We start from the raw sequence: 19,950 nt of genomic DNA on the forward strand, positions 1-19,950 counted from the left end.
GGCGGCGGGGTCGGCGGCACGGGCGGGAGGTCCGACGGCAGCGGCGGCAGGCGCGGCGGCGGGAGCATCGAGGGCGGCGGCACCGACGGCGCGGGCATCGACGGCGGCGGCCCGGTGGGCTCGTCCCACGGCGTGACCCATCCCTCGGGAGCCGGCTCGCTCGGCGCCTCGCCGATCGGGTCGGTCAGCGGGTCGGGGATGTCGTCCGGGATCGCCTCCATGACCTCGGTCGCCGGGCTGTCGTCGAACGCGGCCGGCTCCTCGACGGGCGCGGGCTCGTCGAAGGGCGCGGGCTCATCGAGGGGCGCGGGCGCAGGCTCCTCGGCCAGGTGGGCGCCGGCCACGACCGCCGCGGCGGCGGGCTCGGCGGCGGGCGGGGCGGCGGCGGGCGCTCCGGAGACGGCGGGGCGGTCGATCCGGCCGACCCGGACCAGACCGGTGTCGATCGGGAAGTCGACGGTGCCCTCGTCGGTCTCGGCGGCGGGCAGGCTGATGCTGAGCGCGGTCACGCCCTCGACAGCCCGCTCGACCCAGGTGTGGCTCTGCGCGCCGTCGACCGTGACGGTCTCCGCGGAGTCACCGGCGCCGGTGGTCAAGGTCGCGACGACGCCGTCGCCGCGCAGCAGGAAGCGACCGGCGTCGATGCCGGCGAGGACGAAGCCGGGGATCTTGCTCAGGCCCGCGGCGAGCAGCCCGTCGAGGACCTCGTCGAAGCCCGCGCCACCGTCGACCAGCGCCCAGAGCCCGACCACCTGGTCCTTCTGCGAGGCGGGCAGGACGATGACGGCGTTGCTGCCGAACACGGCGTACCAGCCACCCGCGCGGTAGGACCAGGCGCCGGCGGCGCCGTTCGCGATCTCGCTCATGGGAGTGCTCCCAACTTCTGCTCCAGACTCAGTCGCTGCGCGGCCGGGTCGTACGGATCTTCGTGCGCCAATCCCACCACATCCACCACGACGGCCGTCGCGTTGTCGTGGCCGCCCGCGGCCACCGCGGCCGCGACCAGTGCGTCGGCCGCGTCGCGCGGGTCGTCGTACCGGGCGAGGATCGCGGCGATGCCCGGGTCGTCCACCATCCCGCTCACGCCGTCGGAGCACAAGACGAGGCGCTCGGCCGCGGCCAGCGGCAGCAGGAAGTAGTCGGCCGCGCCGCTCACGCTGCTCGGCATCGCGGCGCCGCCGAGGGCGCGGGTGATGATGTTGCGGCTCGGGTGGACGGCGGCCGCCGCGGGCGTGAGCCGACCGGCGTCGACGAGCTCCTGGACGACGCTGTGGTCGACGCTGATCTGCTCCAGCTCACCGTCGGTGAAGCGGTAGATGCGAGAGTCGCCGACGTTCGCGAGCAGCCAGCGCGGTCCGTCGGACGCGGCGACGAGGAGGGCGACGACGGCGGTGGTGCCGGCGGCGAAGGTGTCGCCCGCGCCGGCGGCGCGCTGCTCGGCGTCGTAGGCGAGGAGGCGGTCCTGGACGGTCTGGAAGGTGGCGTCGACGACGGACGTCCCGCGCTCGACGTCGTAGCTCCCCGGGCTGAGCCGGCTGAACTCCTGGACGACGAACGAGCTGGCGATGTCGCCCCGGTCGTGCCCGCCCATCCCGTCGGCGACGACGAAGACCGGGGAGTCGGCGAGGAAGGCATCCTCGTTGACCTGGCGGACCAGCCCGACGTCGGTGGCGGCCCCGTGGTGGAGCTCGACGTGGGTCATCCGGCGCAGGCTCCCGCCGTGCACGCGACGACCGTCGGTAGCGTTGCCCTCGTGGGAGCGGGACCGAGTGGACACCGGTCGCTGGCCGACCAACTGCGGTCGTGGCCGGACGAGCGGATCCGACGCCTGCTCATCGAACGTCCCGACCTGGCCACCCCTGCCCCTCACGACTTCGGACAACTCGCTTCGCGCGCCGCGGTGAGGAACTCGATCGCACGCGCGCTCGACGGCCTCACCCGAGGCGAGCTTTCGGTGCTTGATGCCCTCGTGGTGGCCGGCCAAACCACGGATCGGGAACTCGTCGCGATCGTCGACGCCGAGCCGTCGTACGTCATGGCGGTAATCGCCCGCCTGCGCGACCTCGCGCTCGCCTGGGACTCCCCCGAGGGCCTGCGTCCGCTCAGCGTCGTCTCCGACGCGATGATCGGCGGACCCGAGGCCGGCGTCAGCGGACTCCGCCCGCGCTCGGCGTCGCCGCGCCCCGCCGACGAGATCGTCGCGATCCTCGACACGCTGCCCGAGAAGGCCCGCGCGCTGCTCGACCACGTCGTCGCCGAGGGCGGTACGGCGCAGTCCGGCAGCGCCCGCATCGGCCTCTCCCCCGAGGACGCGGAGACACCGGCCGAGCTGCTCATCGCCCACCGCCTGCTGCTCCCCGGCGGCTCGCTGCTGCCCGGGCTGCTCGTCGTACCCGGTGAGGTCGGACTCGCCCTGCGCGGCGGCCGGACCACCACCGAGCCGGTCGACGTCGCGCCCCGCGTCGCCTCCGAGGAGCGCTCGCCGCGGCTGGCGGTCAGCGCGGCCCTGGGCGCCGCGACCGAGTTCGTCCGGCGGACCGAGCTGCTCCTCGACGGATGGGGCACCCGGCCGGCCGCCGCCCTGCGCACCACCGGGCTCGGCGTCCGTGAGCTGCGCGCCACCGCCGCCCAGCTGCAGGTCGGCGAGGGCGAGGCGGCGCTCATCATCGAGGTCGCCCACGAGGCCGGCCTGATCGGCACCCGGGCGGACGCCGACGGCAACGCGGTCTGGGTCCCCACCGTGGAGTTCGACCACTGGCGCGAGCTGCCGACCGCCGAGCGCTGGACGGCCCTGGCCCGCGCGTGGCTCGGCAGTCCGCGGCTGCCCTCGCTCGTCGGCGAGCGCGGCCCCGACCAGAAGCCCTGGAACGCGCTCACGCCCGAGCTGTCCGCCGCGGGGATGCCGGAGGCGAAGACGATGGCGCTCGGCGTGCTCGCCGAGCTGCCCAACGGACACGGGCTCGCCGCCGGCACCGGCCGCCCCTCGCTCGTCGCCCGGATCGCCTACGACCGGCCCCGCCGTCCCCGGACCCGGCCGGACCTCGTCGCCTGGGCCGTCGCCGAGGCGGCGGTCCTCGGGCTCACCGGCGCCGACGCGCTGGCGTCGTACGCGCGGGTGCTGCTCGACGGCGACGACCCCACCCCTACCCTGGCCGACCTGCTCCCGCCGCCCGTCGACCACGTCCTGCTGCAGGCCGACCTCACCGCCGTCGCCCCCGGGCCCCTCGAGCCGGACCTGGCCCGCCGGCTCCAGCAGGTCGCCGACGTCGACTCCCACGGCGCGGCCACCGTCTACCGCTTCACCGCCGACTCGGTACGACGCGCGCTCGACGCCGGCTGGACCGCGGCCGAGCTGCATGCCTTCGTCCTCGCCGCCTCGCGGACGCCGGTGCCCCAGCCGCTCAGCTATCTCATCGACGACGTCGTCCGCAGCTTCGGCCGGCTGCGGGTCGGCGTCGCGTCGTCCTTCGTCCGGTCCGAGGACGAGGCCGCCCTCGCCGCCCTCGTCAACCACCCCAAGGCGGGCGCCCTCGGACTCCAGCGGATCGCACCGACCGTCCTCGTCTCCACCGTCTCCATCGACATCCTGCTTCCCCGGCTGCGCGAGCTCGGCGTCGCCCCGGTCGTCGAAGGCCCGGACGGGGTCGTCCGGGTCGGCGCGCCCGAGTCGCTGCGCGCCCGGACCCCCCGGACGCGCGAGGTCGCCGACGCCGCCCGGGCCGCCGCCCGCCAGTCGGCGCAGGTCGCCGCCGCCGTGAGCACGTTGCGCGAGGGCGACGAGGCAGCGCGCTCCCGGCCGGCGTCGGCGTCGATGGCCGGCGGCGGTGTGCTCTCCGCGCTGCGCGACGCGATCGAGCGCCGCGGCGCCGTCCTCATCGGGTTCACCGACAACCAGGGCGTGGTCTCGGAGCGGACCGTCTGCCCCCTCGTCGTCGAGGGCGGCCAGCTCACCGCCCGCGACGCGGACGCCGAGGCCGACGACCTCGACGCCGAGCGCCGCTACGCCGTGCACCGGATCAGCCGCGTCGTCCCCGTCGGCTCCTAGCACCCGCCCACCGGGCATCTAGACTCGTGCGGTGACGAACGGGCCCCTCATCGTGCAGTCGGACAAGTCCCTCCTGCTCGAGGTCGACCACCCGCAGGCGCTCGAGTGCCGCAAGGCCATCGCCCCGTTCGCCGAGCTGGAGCGCTCGCCGGAGCACATCCACACCTACCGGCTGACGCCGCTCGGGCTGTGGAACGCCCGGGCTGCGGGGCACGACGCGGAGCAGGTCGTCGACACCCTGCTCACCTACTCGCGCTACGCCGTCCCGCATGCCCTGCTCGTCGACGTCGCCGAGACCATGGCCCGCTACGGCCGGCTGCGCCTGGAGAAGCACCCGACCCACGGACTCGTGCTCACCTCGACCGACCGCCCCGTGCTCGAGGAGGTGCTGCGCGCCAAGAAGGTCGCCGGCATGCTCGGCGCCCGGCTCGACCCGGACTCCGTCGCGGTCCATCCCTCCGAGCGCGGCAACCTCAAGCAGGCGCTGCTCAAGCTCGGCTGGCCGGCCGAGGACTACGCCGGGTACGTCGACGGCGAGGCCCACCCGATCGAGCTCGCCGAGGACGGCTGGACCCTGCGCGACTACCAGGCCGACGCCGCGGAGTCGTTCTGGCACGGCGGCTCCGGCGTCGTCGTCCTGCCCTGCGGCGCGGGCAAGACCCTGGTCGGCGCCGCCGCCATGGCCCACGCCAAGGCGACCACGCTGATCCTGGTCACCAACACCGTGAGCGCGCGGCAGTGGAAGGACGAGCTGGTGCGGCGGACGTCGCTGACCGCCGACGAGATCGGCGAGTACTCCGGCACCGTCAAGGAGATCCGCCCGGTCACCATCGCGACGTACCAGGTCGTCACGACCAAGCGGAAGGGCGTCTATCCCCACCTCGAGCTCTTCGACGCGCGCGACTGGGGACTCATCGTGTACGACGAGGTGCACCTCCTTCCGGCCCCCATCTTCCGGATGACCGCCGACCTGCAGGCCCGCCGGCGGATCGGCCTGACCGCGACCCTCGTGCGCGAGGACGGCCGCGAGGGCGATGTCTTCTCCCTCATCGGCCCCAAGCGCTACGACGCCCCCTGGAAGGACATCGAGGCCCAGGGCTGGATCGCGCCGGCCGACTGCATCGAGGTGCGGGTCTCACTGCCCGAGGTGTCGCGGATGACCTACGCCACCGCCGATCCGGAGGAGCGCTACCGGCTGGCTGCCTGCACGCCCGAGAAGGTCGGCGTCGTCCGCTCGCTGGTCGCCCGGCACGCCGGCCAGCCCACCCTGGTGATCGGCCAGTACCTCGAGCAGCTCGAGGAGCTCGCCACCGCCCTCGACGCGCCCGTGATCACCGGCCAGACCCCGGTCAAGGAGCGCCAGCGCCTGTTCGATGCCTTCCGCTCGGGCGAGATCGGCCTGCTCGTCGTCTCGAAGGTCGCCAACTTCTCCATCGACCTGCCCACCGCCGAGGTCGCGATCCAGGTGTCGGGGTCGTTCGGCTCGCGCCAGGAGGAGGCGCAGCGCCTCGGCCGCCTGCTCCGCCCCGGCGACCCGGGCCCGGACGGCGAGCGGAAGATCGCGCACTTCTACACGATCGTCGCGCGCGACACCGTCGACGCCGAGTTCGCCCAGAACCGGCAGCGCTTCCTGGCCGAGCAGGGCTACGCGTACCGGATCGTCGATGCGGGTGACGAGCTCGCCGGCACCTGAGCCCGGCGGCTGACCAGCGCCGCCGCAGCCGGGCGGGCACGAGTCGGGGGCCACCTGTGGAGAACAGGTGGCCCCCGCCGTTGTGGAGCGGACGGGAGTGCGTCCGCTCAGGCCGCGGCGACACCCTCCTGCGCCGCGACCAGCGCCCGGGCGAGGATCTCGGTGACCTCGCCCACCGGGGTGACGGTCAGCCGCTCCAGGATCTCGGCCGGGACGTCGTCCAGGTCGGGCCGGTTCCGCTCGGGGACGAACACCTCGGCGACGCCGGCCCGCTGGGCGGCGAGCAGCTTCTGCTTCACGCCGCCGATCGGGAGCACCCGGCCGGAGAGGGTGACCTCGCCGGTCATCGCGATGTCGGAGCGGACCGGGCGACCGGTCAGCAGCGAGACGAGCGCGGTGACCATGGTGACGCCCGCCGACGGCCCGTCCTTCGGTACGGCGCCCGCCGGGAAGTGCACGTGGATCGACCGCTCGAAGGCCGCCCCCGGGATGCCGAGCTCGTCGGCGTGCGAGCGCACCCACGACAGCGCGATTCGCGCCGACTCCTTCATCACGTCGCCGAGCTGGCCGGTGACGGTGAGGCCGGGCTCGCCGGCGGCGACGGAGGTCTCGACGTACAGGACGTCACCGCCCATGCCGGTCACGGCGAGGCCGGTGGCGACGCCGGGGACCGAGGTCCGCTCGGCGACGTCGGGCGTGAACCGCGGCCGGCCGATCAGGTCGACCAGCGCATCGACGCCGATGTCGACGCGCGCGACGTCGCCGGTGGCGAGCCGCGCGGTGGCCTTGCGGAACGCCTTCGCGAGCAGCCGCTCGACCTGGCGCACGCCGGCCTCGCGGGTGTAGTTGGCGGCGATCTCGCGCAGCGCCTCGTCGCTGATCGTCACCTCGTCGGCCGCCAGGGCGGCCCGCTCGAGCTGGCGCGGCACGAGGAAGTCGCGGGCGATGGCGACCTTGTCCTCCTCGGTGTAGCCGTCGATGGAGACCAGCTCCATCCGGTCCAGCAGCGCTGCGGGGATCGAGCCGACGTCGTTGGCGGTGGCGATGAAGAGCACGTCGGACAGGTCGAGGTCGAGCTCGAGGTAGTGGTCGCGGAAGGTGTGGTTCTGCGCGGGGTCGAGGACCTCGAGCAGGGCTGCCGCCGGGTCGCCGCGGTAGTCGGAGCCGACCTTGTCGACCTCGTCGAGCAGCACGACCGGGTTCATCGAGCCGGCCTCCTTGATCGCCCGCACGATGCGGCCGGGGAGCGCGCCGACGTAGGTCCGGCGGTGGCCGCGGATCTCGGCCTCGTCGCGCACGCCACCGAGGGCGACGCGCACGAACCTGCGGCCGAGCGCCCGTGCCACCGACTCGCCGAGCGAGGTCTTGCCGACGCCCGGAGGCCCCGCCAGCAGGACGACGGCACCCGAGCCGCGACCGCCGACGACCTCCAGTCCGCGCTCGGCGCGGCGGGCACGGACGGCGAGGTACTCGGTGATCCGGTCCTTCACCTCGTCGAGGCCGTGGTGGTCGGCGTCCAGGACGGCGCGCGCGGCGACGACGTCGGTGTCGTCCTCGGTGCGCACCGACCACGGCAGGTCGAGCGCGGTGTCGAGCCAGGTGCGGATCCAGCCCGCCTCGGGGTTCTGATCGCTGGAGCGCTCGAGCTTGTCGAGCTCGCGCAGCAGCGCCTCACGGACGGCGTCCGGGACGTCGGCCGCCTCGATCCGGGAGCGGTAGTCGTCGCTGCCCTCGGGGTCGCCCTCGCCGAGCTCCTTGCGGATCGCGGCGAGCTGCTGGCGCAGCAGGTATTCGCGCTGCGACTTCTCCAGCGACTCCCGCACGTCGGCGTCGATCTTGTCGCTGACCTCGGACTCGGCGACGACGTCGCGGGTCCACTCGACCAGCAGCCGCAGGCGCTCTCGGACCTCGGGGGTCTCGAGCAGCCGGCGCTTGCGGTCGTCGGAGAGGTACGGCGCGTAGCCGGCCGTGTCGGCCAGCGCGGCCGGGTCGTCGATGCGGGTCACCTGGTCCGCGACCTGCCAGGCCTCGCGGCGCTGGAGCAGGCCGACCACGAGCTTGCGGTAGTCCTCGGCGAGCGCGCGGACCTCGTCGTCCACGGCGCCGCCGTCGACCGGCTCGACCTCGACCCACAGGGCCGCGCCCGGACCGGTCACGCCGCTGCCGATGCGGGCCCGGCCACCGGCCTTGAGCACGGCGGCCGGCTCGCCGCCGGAGAAGCGGCCGACCTTCTCGACGGTGGCCACCACGCCGTACGACGCGTAGCGGTCCTCGAAGCGCGGTGCGATCAGGACCTGAGCGGCCTTGCCGGACTCGCGGGAAGCACCGGCCGCGGGCCGAGAGGCGCCCGTCTGGCGGCTTGCCGCCCCCTCAGGCACCGAAGGCGCGCTTGGCCCATTGAGCATCTGGGCGGCGTCGATGGCGGCTCGGGCGGGCTCGTCGAGCTCGACCCGGACCACCATCCCGGGGAGCACCACCACATCGGAGAGGAACAGCACCGGAAGCTGGATCGGGTTCGTCATGCCCCTCCAATGCCGACGACGGCCCGCCTGTTCCGGCGTTCGCCACGGGCGAACCGGGGAACTTCCGGGACGCGGGGGCTCAGAAGTCGACCGAGCCGCCGCTGCGCCAGTAGACGTCGCCCTCGCGGCTCAGGAAGCCGTCGTCGACGAGGTAGCGGCGCAGGGCGGCGTGGTCGTCGTAGACCTCCTTGAGGAGGGCGTCGACGGTGCGCCAGTCGTAGCGGCGGCCCGGCTCGAAGCGCTGGGCGACGTGGTCGAGCACGAGCCGGCGCTTCGCGTGGCGGGTGGGCATGTCGAGCAGCCGGCCCTCGGCGGAGAAGAACCGCCGCAGCACCTGGCTGTCGTCGTCGGAGGTCACGCCTCCCTTGTTACCAGCGCGATCCCCAGCCGGTCACGCAGCTCCGCGACCGAGATCCCCCAGGTCGCGCGCACCACGACCTCCGGGCCGCCGACCTCGAACACGCCGTGGTCGGTGTAGACCCGGCTGACGCAGCCGACGCCGGTGAGCGGGTAGGTGCAGGTCGGGACCAGCTTGGGCGAGCCGTCCTTGCCGAAGAGGCCCATCATCACCAGGACGTCCTTGGCGCCGATGGCGAGGTCCATCGCTCCCCCGACGGCCGGGATGGCGTCGGCCTTGCCGGTGTGCCAGTTGGCGAGGTCGCCGTTGGCGGCGACCTGGTAGGCGCCGAGGACGCAGACGTCGAGGTGGCCGCCGCGCATCATGGCGAACGAGTCCGCGTGGTGGAAGTACGACGCACCGGGCAGCTCGGTCACCGGCACCTTGCCGGCGTTGGTGAGGTCGGCGTCGACCTCGTCGCCGACGGCGGCCGGGCCCATGCCGAGCATGCCGTTCTCGGTGTGCAGGATGACGCCCCGCTCGGCCGGCAGGTGGTCGGCGATCTTGGTGGGCTGGCCGATGCCGAGGTTGACGAAGGAGCCCTCGGGGATGTCGCCCGCGATCACCTCGGCCAGCTCGTCCATCGACAGCGGGCCGCGGTCGAGGTTCTCGATGGTCATCGTGCTCCCTGGACGGTGTAGTGGCGGGCCTCGACGCACACGACGCGGTCGACGTAGATGGACGGCGTGACGACAGCCTCGGGGTCGAGCTCGCCGGTCGGCACGACCGAGCTCACCTGGGCGATGGTCGTGGTCGCCGCGGCGGCCATGACCGGCCCGAAGTTGCGGGCGGTCTTGCGGTAGACGAGGTTGCCGAGCCGGTCGGCGCGGTGGGCGGACACGAGTGCGTAGTCGCCGCGGATCGGGTACTCGAGCAGGTAGGTGCGCCCGTCGATCTCCCGGGTCTCCTTGCCCTCCGCGAGCGGCGTGCCGACGGCGGTGGGGCTGTAGAAGGCGCCGATGCCGGCGCCCGCGGCGCGCATCCGCTCGGCGAGGTTGCCCTGCGGCACGACCTCGAGCTCGAGCTTGCCGGACAGGTAGAGCTCGTCGAAGACGTAGGAGTCGGACTGCCGCGGGAACGAGCAGATCACCTTGCGCACCCGCCCGGCCTTGAGCAGCGCGGCGAGCCCGACCTCGCCGTTGCCGGCGTTGTTGGACACGATGGTGAGCTCCTTCGCGCCCTGCCGGATGAGCGCGTCGATCAGGTCGAACGGCATGCCGGCGAGGCCGAATCCGCCCACCAGGACGGTGGATCCGTCCTCGATGCCGGCCACGGCCTCGTCGGTCGACTCGAGGATCGCGGTGCGGGCCATCAGTGATCGCCCTCGTTCTCGAGGACGACGGCCAGCCCCTGGCCGACCCCGATGCAGATGCCAGCGACACCCCAGCGCTGCCCGCTCTCGCGGAGCACCTTCGCGAGCGTCCCGATCAGCCGGCCGCCGGACGCGCCGAGCGGGTGGCCGAGGGCGATCGCGCCGCCGCGCTGGTTGACGATCTCGGGGTCGATCGGCCAGGCGTCGACGCACGCGAGCGACTGGACGGCGAACGCCTCGTTGAGCTCGACCGCGCCCACCTGGTCCCAGGTGATGCCCGCCCGCGCGAGGGCGGCGTTGGCCGCCTCGACCGGCGCATAGCCGAAGGACTGCGGCTCCAGCGCGTACGCCGCGCGGCCGGCGATCCGCGCCAGCGGCGTCGTACCGATCCGGTCGGCGGCGGCCGCCGAGCCCAGCAGGACGGCGGACGCGCCGTCGCTGAGCGGCGAGGCGTTGCCGGCGGTGATGGTGCCGTCCTTGCGGAAGACCGGCTTGAGGCCCGCCAGCGACTCGGGCGTGCTGCCGGGGCGGATGCCCTCGTCGCGGGTCAGCTCGGTGCCGTCGACCGGGACGACGAGGTCGTCGTAGAAGCCCTTCTCCCAAGCCTCGTGGGCGAGCTGGTGGGAGCGCACGGCGAACTCGTCCTGCCGCTCGCGGGAGATGCCGAACCGCTCCTGCAGCTGCTCGTTGGCCTCGCCGAGGCTGACCGTCCACTCCTTCGGCATCGCCGGGTTGACCAGGCGCCAGCCGAGCGCGGTCGAGACCGCGGTGACGTCGCCGACGGGGAAGGCGCGGTCGGGCTTGGGCAGCACCCACGGCGCCCGGGTCATCGACTCGACACCGCCGGTGAGCACGATGTCGGCGTCGCCGGTCTCGATCGCGCGCGAGCCCATGATCACGGCGTCGAGGCTGGAGCCGCAGAGCCGGTTGACCGTGGTCGCGGGGACGCTGACCGGAAGGCCGGCGAGCAGTGCGGCCATCCGGCCGACATTGCGGTTGTCCTCGCCGGCGCCGTTGGCGTTGCCCCAGACGATGTCGCCGATGGCCGCCGGGTCGAGGCCCGGGACCCTGGCGAGGACCGAGGAGACGACGGCGGCGCCGAGGTCGTCGGTGCGGACGCCGGAGAGGCCGCCGTTGAACCGGCCGAACGGGGTGCGGACCGCTGCGTAGACGTAAGAGCTCACGGCACCGACGTTAGGTCGGGAAGTTGATATTGTGAAGGATCAGTATTCGACACATTTGAGACGACCGCCGATATGGATCTCCTGCGCCACCTGCACTACTTCGTGACCGTCGCCGAGGAGCGGCACTTCGGTCGCGCCGCCGAGCGACTGCACATGGCGCAGCCGCCGCTCTCGCAGCAGATCCGCCGGCTCGAGGCCGAGCTCGGCGTCACCCTCTTCGAGCGGACCACGCGCCGGGTCGACCTCACCGCCGCCGGGACGGCGTACCTCGCGCGCGCTCGCGAGATCCTGGCCCAGGTCGGCACCGCCGCCGACGAGGCACGCCAGGTGGCGGCGGGCGTGGTCGGCCGGCTCGCGATCGGGTGCGTCGGGTCGGCGACGTACAGCCTGCTGCCCGACCTCTCGCGACGGCTGGCCGACGAGCTGCCGGGCGTCGACTTCGCCTTCCGCGGCGAGATGCTCGTCGCCGACCAGGTCGACGCGCTGCGCGACGGCGGGATCGACCTCGCCCTGCTGCGGCCGCCGGTCGCCGACGGGTCACTGAGCGTGACGCCGCTGCGCGAGGAGCGGCTCGTCGTCGCGGTGCCCGCGACGCACCGGCTGGCCCGGCGGCGCTGGCTGCGGGTGGGCGACCTCGCCGACGCCGACCTGATCGTGCACTCGGCGGGCCGCCGATCCGCCATGTACGGCGTCGTCCGGACCCTCTTCACCGAGGCCGGCCTGACCCCGCGGATCCGGCACGAGGTCGGCGAGACCTCGACGCTCATCACGCTCGTCGCCGGCGGCCTGGGCGTGGCCGTCGTACCGGAGCCGGTGCGGGCGCTCGCGCTCGCGGGCGTCGACTACGTCCCGCTCGCGCGGCCGGCGCCGACGGTCGAGCTCGCCGTCGCCCATCGCGCCGAGCGCACCGAGCCCCACCTGCTGCGCACCCTCGAGGTGCTGCGCGAGCTGGTCAGCGGGTAGCGGCGGCGATCACCGCCGTGAGCCGGCCGTGCAGCTCCATCAGCTCCTCGACGGGCATGCCGAGCCGCTCGACGATCGCCGGCGGGATCGCCTCGGCGTCGTCGCGCAGGGCCCTCCCCTTCTCGGTCAGGACGACGGCGAGCGCGCGCTCGTCGCGCGGGTCGCGCTCGCGGCGCAGGTAGCCCGCCGACTCGAGCCGCTTGAGCAGCGGCGACAGCGTGCCGGGGTCGAGCTCGAGCAGCCGGGACAGCTCGGAGACGCGCAGCGGCTCGCTCTCCCACAGCGCGAGCATCACCAGGTACTGCGGGTGCGTGAGGCCCAACGGCTCGAGCAGCGGCCGGTAGAGCGCGATCACGCTGCGCGAGGCGATGGCCAGCGCGAAGCAGACCTGCTGGTCGAGCGCCAGGGGATTCTCGAGCCGCGGACGGGAATCGGAGGGCGTGGGCATGTTGTTAGTGTAGCAATAGTTGGTGTACAAACTGTTGCCACACAAACCAAGAGGAGAGCACCATGGCCCGCACCGATGTCCTCGTCGACGGCGACTGGCTCGAGCAGCGCCCCGGCGCGCCCGGCGCGCCCGGCGCGATCGTGATCGAGGTCGACGAGAACACCGCCGCCCACGGCGTCAGCCACATCCCCGGCTCCACCAGCCTCGACTGGTCGACCGATCTGCGGCAGGTGCCCCGTCGCGACGTCGTCACCTACCGCCCGGAGACCACCTACACGGCCGGCCTCGCGGACCCCGCGCTGCGGGCGTTCCGCGACGACGTGATCGCCGGCATCGGCGTGCGCGAGATCGTCGACGTGCGCTCCCCCGCCGAGTTCAGCGGCGAGATCCTCGCGCCGGCGCACTTCCCGCAGGAGCAGCCGCAGGTCCCGGGGCACGTGCCGACCGCGGTCAACGTGCCGTGGTCGCAGGCAGCCGCCGACGACGGCAGCTTCCGTGGTGACGACGAGCTCCGCGCGCTGTACGGCGGCGCCGGGCTCGCGCTCGACGGCAGGCCGGTCACGGTCTACTGCCGCGTGGGCGAGCGCAGCGCCCACACCTGGTTCGTGCTGCACGAGCTGCTCGACCTGCCCGACGTACGCAACTACGACGGCTCGTGGGTCGAGTACGGCTCGCTGATCGGCGCGCCGGTGGAGGTCTGACGATGACCACGGACACCGCGCCGCGGCGGCGGCGGCACCTGATGGACCCGGCGCACCCGGTCCGGCCGGTCGACGACCGCGCGCTCACGCACGTGCAGCGCTGGGTCATGTCGACCCTCGCGGTCTTCACGATCGCCCACCTGGCCGCGGGCCTGGTCGTCGCCGCCGTCGAGGTGCCCGCCTCGGCGAGCGCCGCACGCATCGGGCTCAACGTCATCGCGGGCGCCTTCGGCGTGCTCGCGGTCGCGGCCGGGCGCGCGATCCACCAGCGCTCGCCGCTGAGCCCGTGGCTACTGCTCGGACTGCTGCCGACGGTCGTCGGGCTCTGGCTGACGCTGCGCTGAGCGGGCCGCGCGTCCGGCGAGCCAGGTCGCGACGACTCCGGTCACCAGCCCCCAGAACGGGGCGCCGAGGTGGAGCACGGTCACGCCCGACGCGGTGACCAGGAAGGTCAGCAGCGGCGCGGTGACGTCCGGACCGGAGAACGCCGTCGCGAAGGCGCCCTGCAGCGCACGGAGCAGCGCGAGCCCCGCCAGGACGGCGATGAAGGCCGCCGGCGCCGCGCCGAGGAGCGCGACGGCGACCGGCGCCATGACGCCGAAGCAGGTCGCGACGATGCCGCAGACGATGCCTGCGGCGTAGTGCCGCTCGCGTCGGCCGGACGCGGTCAGCAGCGCATTCGTCGGGCCGGTCAGGCAGCTGCTGACCGCCCCGACCGCGGCCGCCAGGAGCGACCACAGACCGCACGCGACGGTCACGAAGCGCATCGGCGCGCGGTGGCCCGCTGCCGCCAGGACCGCCATCCCCTGGGCGTTCTGGACGAAGACGACGGTCACGGCCAGCGGCAGCACGAGCTCGGCGATCGCCGCCCATGAGAAGGTCGGCGACTGCAGGACGGGCGCGGCGAACGGGCTGTCGGGCCAGGCGACCGCCCGCCCCGTGCCGGTGACGACGACGGCGAGCGCGCCGACGAGCACCGCGGCGACGACCGGCGGCACCAGCGCGCCGATCCGCCGGACCAGTGCCGCCACCACGAACGCCGCGACCATCGGCACCGCCACGCGCCACGTCGTACCGACGGCGGCGACCAGGCCGGTGCCGAAGCCGAGGAAGACACCGGCGACCATCGCCATCACCACCGGCGTCGGCAGCGCCGCCATCAGCCGGTCGACCCGCCCGAACAGCCCGAGCAGCACCAGCAGCACGCCGGTGAGGAGGTAGGCGCCGAGGACGTCCGACCAGGGCAGGTGTGTGGCCGCCTGCCCGACCAGTGCGGTGCCGGGGATGGTCCAGAAGAACGCCAGCGGCTGCCGGTAGGCCCACGAGGCGACCACCGTCAGCACGCCGTTGAGCACGAAGACGCCGAAGATCCACGAGCTGACCAGGTCGGGTCCGAGCCCGGCTGCGGCGGCCGCGGTCAGGATGACGGCGACCGGCCCGGTCATCGCGAAGATGGCGCCGACGACGCCGTCGGCGACCTCGGTCGGGCCGATGTCGCGCGCCACGTCCCGCGCGCTCGGCCCCATGACGGAAGACAACCAGACCCGCATCAGGACGGGAAGGCCTCGGCCCGGTCGTCGGCGACCTCTGCGGTCATCACGGCCTCCGGGCGGCGAGCTCGGCGCGCGAACGGACGCCGAGCTTCGCGTAGATGCGGGTCAGGTGGTACTGGACGGTCTTGACCGAGAGGAAGAGCTCGGCCGCGACCTCCTTGTTGCTGCGGCCCTGCGCGACCAGCCCGGCGACGGCCTCCTCCTGGGGCGTGAGGTCGTCGAACTCGCGCTGGCTGCGCGCTGCGTTGACGCCTCCGGCGGCGAGCTCGCGGTCGCACCGGGCGACGTACGTCGCGGCGCCGAGCGCGAGGTAGATGTCGCGTGCGGTGCTGATGACGGCGTCGGCCTCGGCCCGGCGCCCGGCCCGGCGCAGGGTCTGGCCGAAGGCGAAGTGCACGCGCGCCCGGTCGTAGCGCAGCGGCAGCGGCTCCAACAGCGCGATCGCCCGCTGGAACGACTGCCGCGCCGCGTCGAGGTCGCCCCGGACGCCCTGCCAGCGGCCGCGGGCGTAGGCGAGGCGGGCCGTGGCGGAGACGTGTCCGGCGTCGGCGGCGCGCTCCTCGTGGCGGGCGAGGAAGGCGTCGGCATCGTCCTCACGCCCGACCAGGACGAGCGCGTTGGCGTAGACGTCGGGCCACGGCCAGTAGCCCGGCTGCTCGACCCACTCCCGCGCCCACGGCTGGGTCAGCGGCGCGAGCGCGCGCACGACGGAGACGTAGTCGGCACGCGCCTCGCAGTAGGCCGCCCGCGCCAGTGCCGCCGGGACCCGCATCAGCTCGTAGTCGCGGCCGGCGGCGTCACCGACGCGCAGCGACTGCTCGGCCGCCTCCCAGTCTCCGCGCAGCGCGAGCACCTGGGTGCGCGTCCACGCGAGGAGCGGAACGAGCAGGCTCATCCCGGAGCGCTGCGCCATCTCCAGGCCGGCGGTGGCGGTGCGCATCGCGTCGTCCCAGTCGCCGGTCTGGAACTGCGCGCGGGCCAGCCACCCGTGCGCCCAGAGCGAGATGCGCCGCGAGCCGCCCAGGAAGTCCGTCGTCAGGGCGCTCTGGAGCTCCTCGCGCGCCCGGTCGGGGTCGTCGGCGGCCAGGTGCAGCCAGCCGGACGCCATCGTGACCCGCTGCGCGACCGGGCCCTCGGGCACCTCGCCGACCAGCGTCCGGTAGCCCTCGAGCGCGACGTCGATGCCGTCGACCGGCGCGACACCGAGCCCGCGGATCGCGGCCGCCTCGACGGCGGTCGGCGCCGACGGCTCGACCAGATCCATCGCGCGGTCGGCCCATGCGACGAGCTCCCGCGGACGGCAGCGGGCCAGGTGGTGGAGGACGTAGCGCTGCGCGATGAGCGAGGCGGTGTCGGCGTCGCGGCGCGGGTTGACCAGCTCCCACGCGCGGCCGAGCCGGCTCTCCGCCTCGGCCGGGCGGCCCCGCACCACGGCGAGATAGCCGAGGACGGCGTTGCGCAGCGGCGTCTCGCGCAGCGACTCCAGCTCGGTGAGATAGCGCGACGCCCGCGGCACCTCCCCCGCACCGACGAGCGCATCGACGCCGCGGACCAGCCGGGCGCCGCGGGCCTCGGCATCGACGCTCGCCCGCGAGGCGAGCACCAGCAGGTCGGCCGCCGATGCCCACGCGCCCTGGCGGGCTCGCTCGGAGGCGAGCTCATCGAGCCGGTCGGCGAGCTCGGCGTCCGGCCGCGGCGCGGCGAACCACCGGTGGTGCAGGGCGACCGCGGGATCGACGACGACACCGGCCGCCCGCTCGTGCAGCTCGGCGCGGCCGGCCGGCCCGAGCTCGTCGAGCACCGCACGTCGTACGACGGGATCGGGCAGGCGGATCCACATCGCGTGCTCGTCGAGCACGCCCACCAACCCCGCCCGTCCGGCGTCGTCGACGGCCGCCACGGTCGCGTCGAGGCCCGCGACCCGCCCGGCCTCGCTGACGGCGACCGCCCGCGCCTGCCGGTCGGCCGCCTCCAGCACCGCCGCCGCGCGGACCAGCGCGCGCCCGTCGTCGGCGAGCCCGGCGAGCGGCGCGCGGACCGCACGCGCCGCGGTCGCCGGTGCGGGGAGGGCGAAGAAGGAGACGGTCCAGTCGGCGGCGGGCACCTCGTCGAGCAGCTCGACGACATGGCGCATCCGCCCGTCCGCGTGGGCCAGCAGCCGGTCGACCTGGCTGGCCGGCAGCACGAGACCGCGCTGCTCGGCGAGGGCGGCGACGTCCTGCGCGGCGAGCCGGTCGAGCGCGACGACCGTGTCGGCCGCCGACCGCACGCTCTCGAAGAGGCCCTCGCCGGGGACCCGCCAGCCGAGCACGACGACCGGACCGTCCGCAGCCCGGGCGGCGCTGACCAACGCCTGCACCGACGCGGGATCGGCGTGCTGCGCGTCCTCCAGCACCACGACGTCGCCCGCTGCCGGCGTCCGACCCGCGAGGGCCGCGCCCGGCGCGTCCTCCCAGGGCAGCGCGAGCAGCCGGTGCGTCGCGGGCGCGGCCTCCGCATAGGCCCGCACGAAGGTGCTCAGCCCGCCGCCGGGCGGCGCGGTGACGAGCACCAGCCGCGCCGCGGACCCGACCAGGTCGTCGAGCGCGCGACGCCGGGTCGGCACCAGGGGCGGGCCAGGGCTCACAGGGCCACCGTAGGGCTTGCGCCTCAGCCGAGGTCGCCGCCGGCGACGGGCAGCACCGTGCCGGTGATGTACGACGCCTCGTCGGACGCGAGGAAGGTGATCGCGGCCGCCTGCTCGTCGAGCGTGCCGTAGCGGCCCATCAACGACGACCCGAGCGTCTGGTCGATGTGGGCCTGGAACCAGGCGCGCTCCTCGTCGGTGCGCGGCTCCGGCGTGCCGCGCGAGATCCGCCGCGGCGGCGCCTCGGTGCCGCCGGGGGCGGTCGCGACCACCCGGATCCCGCGGTCGGCGTACTCGAGGGCGAGGGAGGCGGTGATCGCGTTGATGCCGCCCTTGGCCGCGGAGTACGGGATCCGGTGGATGCCGCGGGTCGCGGCCGACGAGACGTTGACGATCACACCGCTGCCCGCGTCGACCATGCCCGGCAGCACCGCGCGGCAGGCGAGGAGCGTCGTCATCAACGAGCGGTCGACCTCGGCCGCGATCTCCTCGGCGCTGAACTCGGTGAACGGCTTGAAGTTGATCGCGCCGCCGACGTTGTTGACCAGGACGTCGACTCGCCCGTGCCGCTCCACGGCCGCGGTCGCGAGCGCCGACGCGCCCGCCCACGTCTCGAGGTCGCACGTCACCGGCAGCGCCTCCAGCTCACCGGCCAGCTCGGCGACGAGCTCGGAGCGGTCGGCGAGGACGAGCGTGCCGCCCTCGGCGGCGATCCGCCGTGCCACCTGCGCGCCGATCCCCTGCGCGGCGCCGGTCACCACGACCACCTTGCCGGCGAACCGGCCGGGCGTGACGAACCGCGGCTTCGTCGCCGCCACCGCGTCGGACATCGCCCGCCGCATGGTCTGCTTCGACCGCTCCGCGTGCGCCACGATCAGCTCGCGCGCGGCCTCGCGATCGCCGGCCTCGAAGGCCGTCACGATGTCGACGTGGTCGACCGCGCAGCGCGGATGGCACCAGGTCGCGTTGCGCAGCACCTCGGCCATCCGGCCCTTCACGCCCAGCGCCTGGTAGGCCTGCAGCAGGTGCTCGTTGCCGGTCTGCACGAAGAGGTAGTCGTGGAAGGCCGCATTGGTCTCGGTGTAGGCCGCCGCGTCGACGAAGCACTCCCCGTCGACGTACGGCAGCGTCGACTCCGCGAGCAGCCGGTAGCCCGCCAGCTGCTGCGATCCGAGGCGACCGATCGTCAGCTCCAGCGCACCCAGCTCCAGCGCCTCGCGCGCCTCGAAGATCGCGTCGGAGGACTGGACGTCGGGGTGCTCCTCGCCGATCTGGTAGCCGTCGGCCGCCGTGGGCGACTCCGGCTCAGACGCCTGCTCCAGCGCGGGCTCCGGCGCCGCGAAGAGCTCCTGGCCCGCTATCCCCCGTGCCGCGGGAGCGAACAGCAGCTCGTCCTCGGGGTCCGCCCCGACCGGCGCCGCGACGACCCCGGCACTCTCCGGCACGGCCAGCGCGAACTTCTCGTAGTAGAAGCCGGTCGGCTCGATGCCCGCGTCGGCGACGTGGGTCCGCACCGCCTCGACCATGGGCGGCGGTCCGCAGAGGTAGACGGCGACGTCGCCGTCGTACAGGTGCTCGGGGCGGATCAGGCCCGTCACATAGCCCTTGTTGAGCGCGGTGCTGGCCGGGTCGGACACGCAGTGGTCCCAGGTGAGTCCCGGCAGGTCGGCGGCGACGTCGGCGATCTGGTCGAGCGCGACCAGGTCCTCGTCGGTGCTGACGCCGTAGACCAGGTGCGCCGCGCGAGTGCTGCCGTCGGCCCGCATCCTGCGCAGCATCGACAGGATCGGCGCCAGGCCGGTGCCGCCGGCGAGCAGCAGCACCGGACGCTCCGTCTGGCGTCGGTCGCTTCGCTCCCCGCCGGCTGACGCCTCGCGCAGGAAGAACGAGCCGTGCGGCCCCGTGAAGGTCAGCTCGTCGCCCACGGCCGCGCGCTCGGCCAGCCAGCTCGACATCGCTCCCCCGGGCGTGAGCTTGATCAGGAAGGTCAGCCGCTCCTCGTGGGGCGCGCTGCTGAAGGAGTAGGACCGGGTGACGTCGGTACCGGGCACCGCGATGTTGACGTACTGGCCGGGCAGGAACGCCAGCTCACCGCGGTCGGGGATCTCCACGGCGAGCTCGACGGTCGTCGCCGAGAGCCGGACCAGGCCCACCACCGTCGCCCGGTACGACGAGGCCCGCGTCTTCGCGATCTCCGAGGTGCTCGCGATCTGCAGCACCAGGTCCGAGCGCGGCCGCATGCTGCACGGCAGCACGTAGCCGCGCGCGGCCTCGTCGTCCGGCAGCGCGTCGGAGATGTAGGCGCCGCCGTCGTAGTCCCCCGACTCGCAGTGCGCCTTGCAGGTGCCGCACGCGCCGTCGCGGCAGTCGAGCGGGATGTTGATCCGCTGCCGGTACGACGCGTCCGCGACCGTCTGGTCGGAGCGGCAGGTGATGAACCGGGTGACGCCGTCCTCGAAGGAGAGCGCGACCTGGTGGGTGGTGACCTCGGTGTCGACAGTCATGT

General features: G+C 74.3%; 15 protein-coding genes and 1 pseudogene. 5 read left to right on the plus strand and 11 right to left on the minus strand.

Translation table 11 applies throughout. The features are described 5' to 3' along the window. Positions 1–866, minus strand: a pseudogene (locus AB4880_RS25355) (hypothetical protein); the annotation flags it as partial. Then, a complete protein-coding gene (locus AB4880_RS25360) occupies positions 863–1,702 on the minus strand; it encodes a PP2C family protein-serine/threonine phosphatase (RefSeq protein ID WP_367922016.1) in 840 nt (279 codons plus the stop codon). The pseudogene AB4880_RS25355 and the gene AB4880_RS25360, both read right to left, overlap by 4 nt. A gap of 252 nt (positions 1,703–1,954) precedes the next feature. On the opposite strand from AB4880_RS25360, the gene AB4880_RS25365 reads away from it, so the two are divergent. After that, on the plus strand, positions 1,955–4,045 hold the full coding sequence (locus AB4880_RS25365; protein ID WP_367922017.1) for a helicase-associated domain-containing protein: 2,091 nt from the start codon (positions 1,955–1,957) through the stop codon (positions 4,043–4,045). 31 nt (positions 4,046–4,076) lie between these two features. Then, complete coding sequence (locus tag AB4880_RS25370) at positions 4,077–5,738, plus strand: DNA repair helicase XPB (protein WP_367922018.1); 1,662 nt, start codon at positions 4,077–4,079, stop codon at positions 5,736–5,738. Between the two features lie 107 nt (positions 5,739–5,845). Here the strand turns inward: AB4880_RS25370 and lon are convergent, their stop codons facing one another. The 5 genes from lon to AB4880_RS25395 all read right to left on the minus strand — a co-directional run bounded on the left by lon (position 5,846) and on the right by AB4880_RS25395 (position 11,153). Beyond that, positions 5,846–8,260: an endopeptidase La gene (gene lon / locus AB4880_RS25375; RefSeq protein WP_367922019.1), complete on the minus strand. Its 2,415-nt coding sequence runs from the start codon at positions 8,258–8,260 to the stop codon at positions 5,846–5,848. Between the two features lie 79 nt (positions 8,261–8,339). After that, positions 8,340–8,618 (minus strand): DUF2087 domain-containing protein, encoded by a 279-nt coding sequence (locus AB4880_RS25380; RefSeq protein ID WP_367922020.1) that lies wholly within the window; start codon positions 8,616–8,618, stop codon positions 8,340–8,342. Then, a complete protein-coding gene (locus AB4880_RS25385) occupies positions 8,615–9,277 on the minus strand; it encodes a 3-oxoacid CoA-transferase subunit B (protein ID WP_367922021.1) in 663 nt (220 codons plus the stop codon). Before AB4880_RS25385 ends, AB4880_RS25380 begins: the two co-directional genes overlap by 4 nt. Continuing rightward, positions 9,274–9,969 (minus strand): 3-oxoacid CoA-transferase subunit A, encoded by a 696-nt coding sequence (locus AB4880_RS25390; protein WP_367922022.1) that lies wholly within the window; start codon positions 9,967–9,969, stop codon positions 9,274–9,276. The genes AB4880_RS25385 and AB4880_RS25390 overlap by 4 nt, the downstream gene beginning before the upstream one ends. Then, the gene (locus AB4880_RS25395) at positions 9,969–11,153 is read right to left on the minus strand and encodes a thiolase family protein (RefSeq protein ID WP_367922023.1); all 1,185 of its coding nucleotides are present in this window, start codon (positions 11,151–11,153) and stop codon (positions 9,969–9,971) included. Before AB4880_RS25395 ends, AB4880_RS25390 begins: the two co-directional genes overlap by 1 nt. Positions 11,154–11,225: 72 nt before the next feature. On the opposite strand from AB4880_RS25395, the gene AB4880_RS25400 reads away from it, so the two are divergent. Further along, positions 11,226–12,116: a LysR family transcriptional regulator gene (locus AB4880_RS25400; protein ID WP_367922024.1), complete on the plus strand. Its 891-nt coding sequence runs from the start codon at positions 11,226–11,228 to the stop codon at positions 12,114–12,116. Here AB4880_RS25400 and AB4880_RS25405 read toward each other — a convergent pair. Then, complete coding sequence (locus tag AB4880_RS25405) at positions 12,106–12,564, minus strand: MarR family winged helix-turn-helix transcriptional regulator (RefSeq protein WP_367922025.1); 459 nt, start codon at positions 12,562–12,564, stop codon at positions 12,106–12,108. The two genes, AB4880_RS25400 and AB4880_RS25405, sit on opposite strands and share 11 nt — an antisense overlap. A 62-nt stretch (positions 12,565–12,626) precedes the next feature. On the opposite strand from AB4880_RS25405, the gene AB4880_RS25410 reads away from it, so the two are divergent. Further along, positions 12,627–13,265 (plus strand): sulfurtransferase, encoded by a 639-nt coding sequence (locus AB4880_RS25410; protein WP_367922026.1) that lies wholly within the window; start codon positions 12,627–12,629, stop codon positions 13,263–13,265. A 2-nt stretch (positions 13,266–13,267) separates the two neighbouring features. Further along, positions 13,268–13,609, plus strand: a complete 342-nt coding sequence (locus AB4880_RS25415; protein WP_367922027.1) for a hypothetical protein — start codon at positions 13,268–13,270, stop codon at positions 13,607–13,609. Here the strand turns inward: AB4880_RS25415 and AB4880_RS25420 are convergent. The 3 genes from AB4880_RS25420 to benC form a co-directional block, all read right to left on the minus strand. Then, positions 13,556–14,791 carry a benzoate/H(+) symporter BenE family transporter gene (locus AB4880_RS25420; RefSeq protein ID WP_367922028.1) on the minus strand — a complete coding sequence of 412 codons (1,236 nt, stop codon included), beginning with the start codon at positions 14,789–14,791 and terminating at the stop codon, positions 13,556–13,558. The two genes, AB4880_RS25415 and AB4880_RS25420, sit on opposite strands and share 54 nt — an antisense overlap. 70 nt (positions 14,792–14,861) lie before the next feature. Further along, positions 14,862–17,444, minus strand: coding sequence for a helix-turn-helix transcriptional regulator (locus tag AB4880_RS25425; RefSeq protein ID WP_367922029.1), 2,583 nt, complete (start codon positions 17,442–17,444; stop codon positions 14,862–14,864). Between the two features lie 23 nt (positions 17,445–17,467). Continuing rightward, entirely contained in the window at positions 17,468–19,948 is a 2,481-nt protein-coding gene (gene benC, locus AB4880_RS25430) for a benzoate 1,2-dioxygenase electron transfer component BenC (protein WP_367922030.1), read from the minus strand. Between the last annotated feature and the right edge of the window lie 2 nt (positions 19,949–19,950).

Origin of the sequence: Nocardioides ginsengisoli (assembly GCF_039537225.1) — a bacterium.
GTDB lineage: Bacteria > Actinomycetota > Actinomycetes > Propionibacteriales > Nocardioidaceae > Nocardioides > Nocardioides ginsengisoli.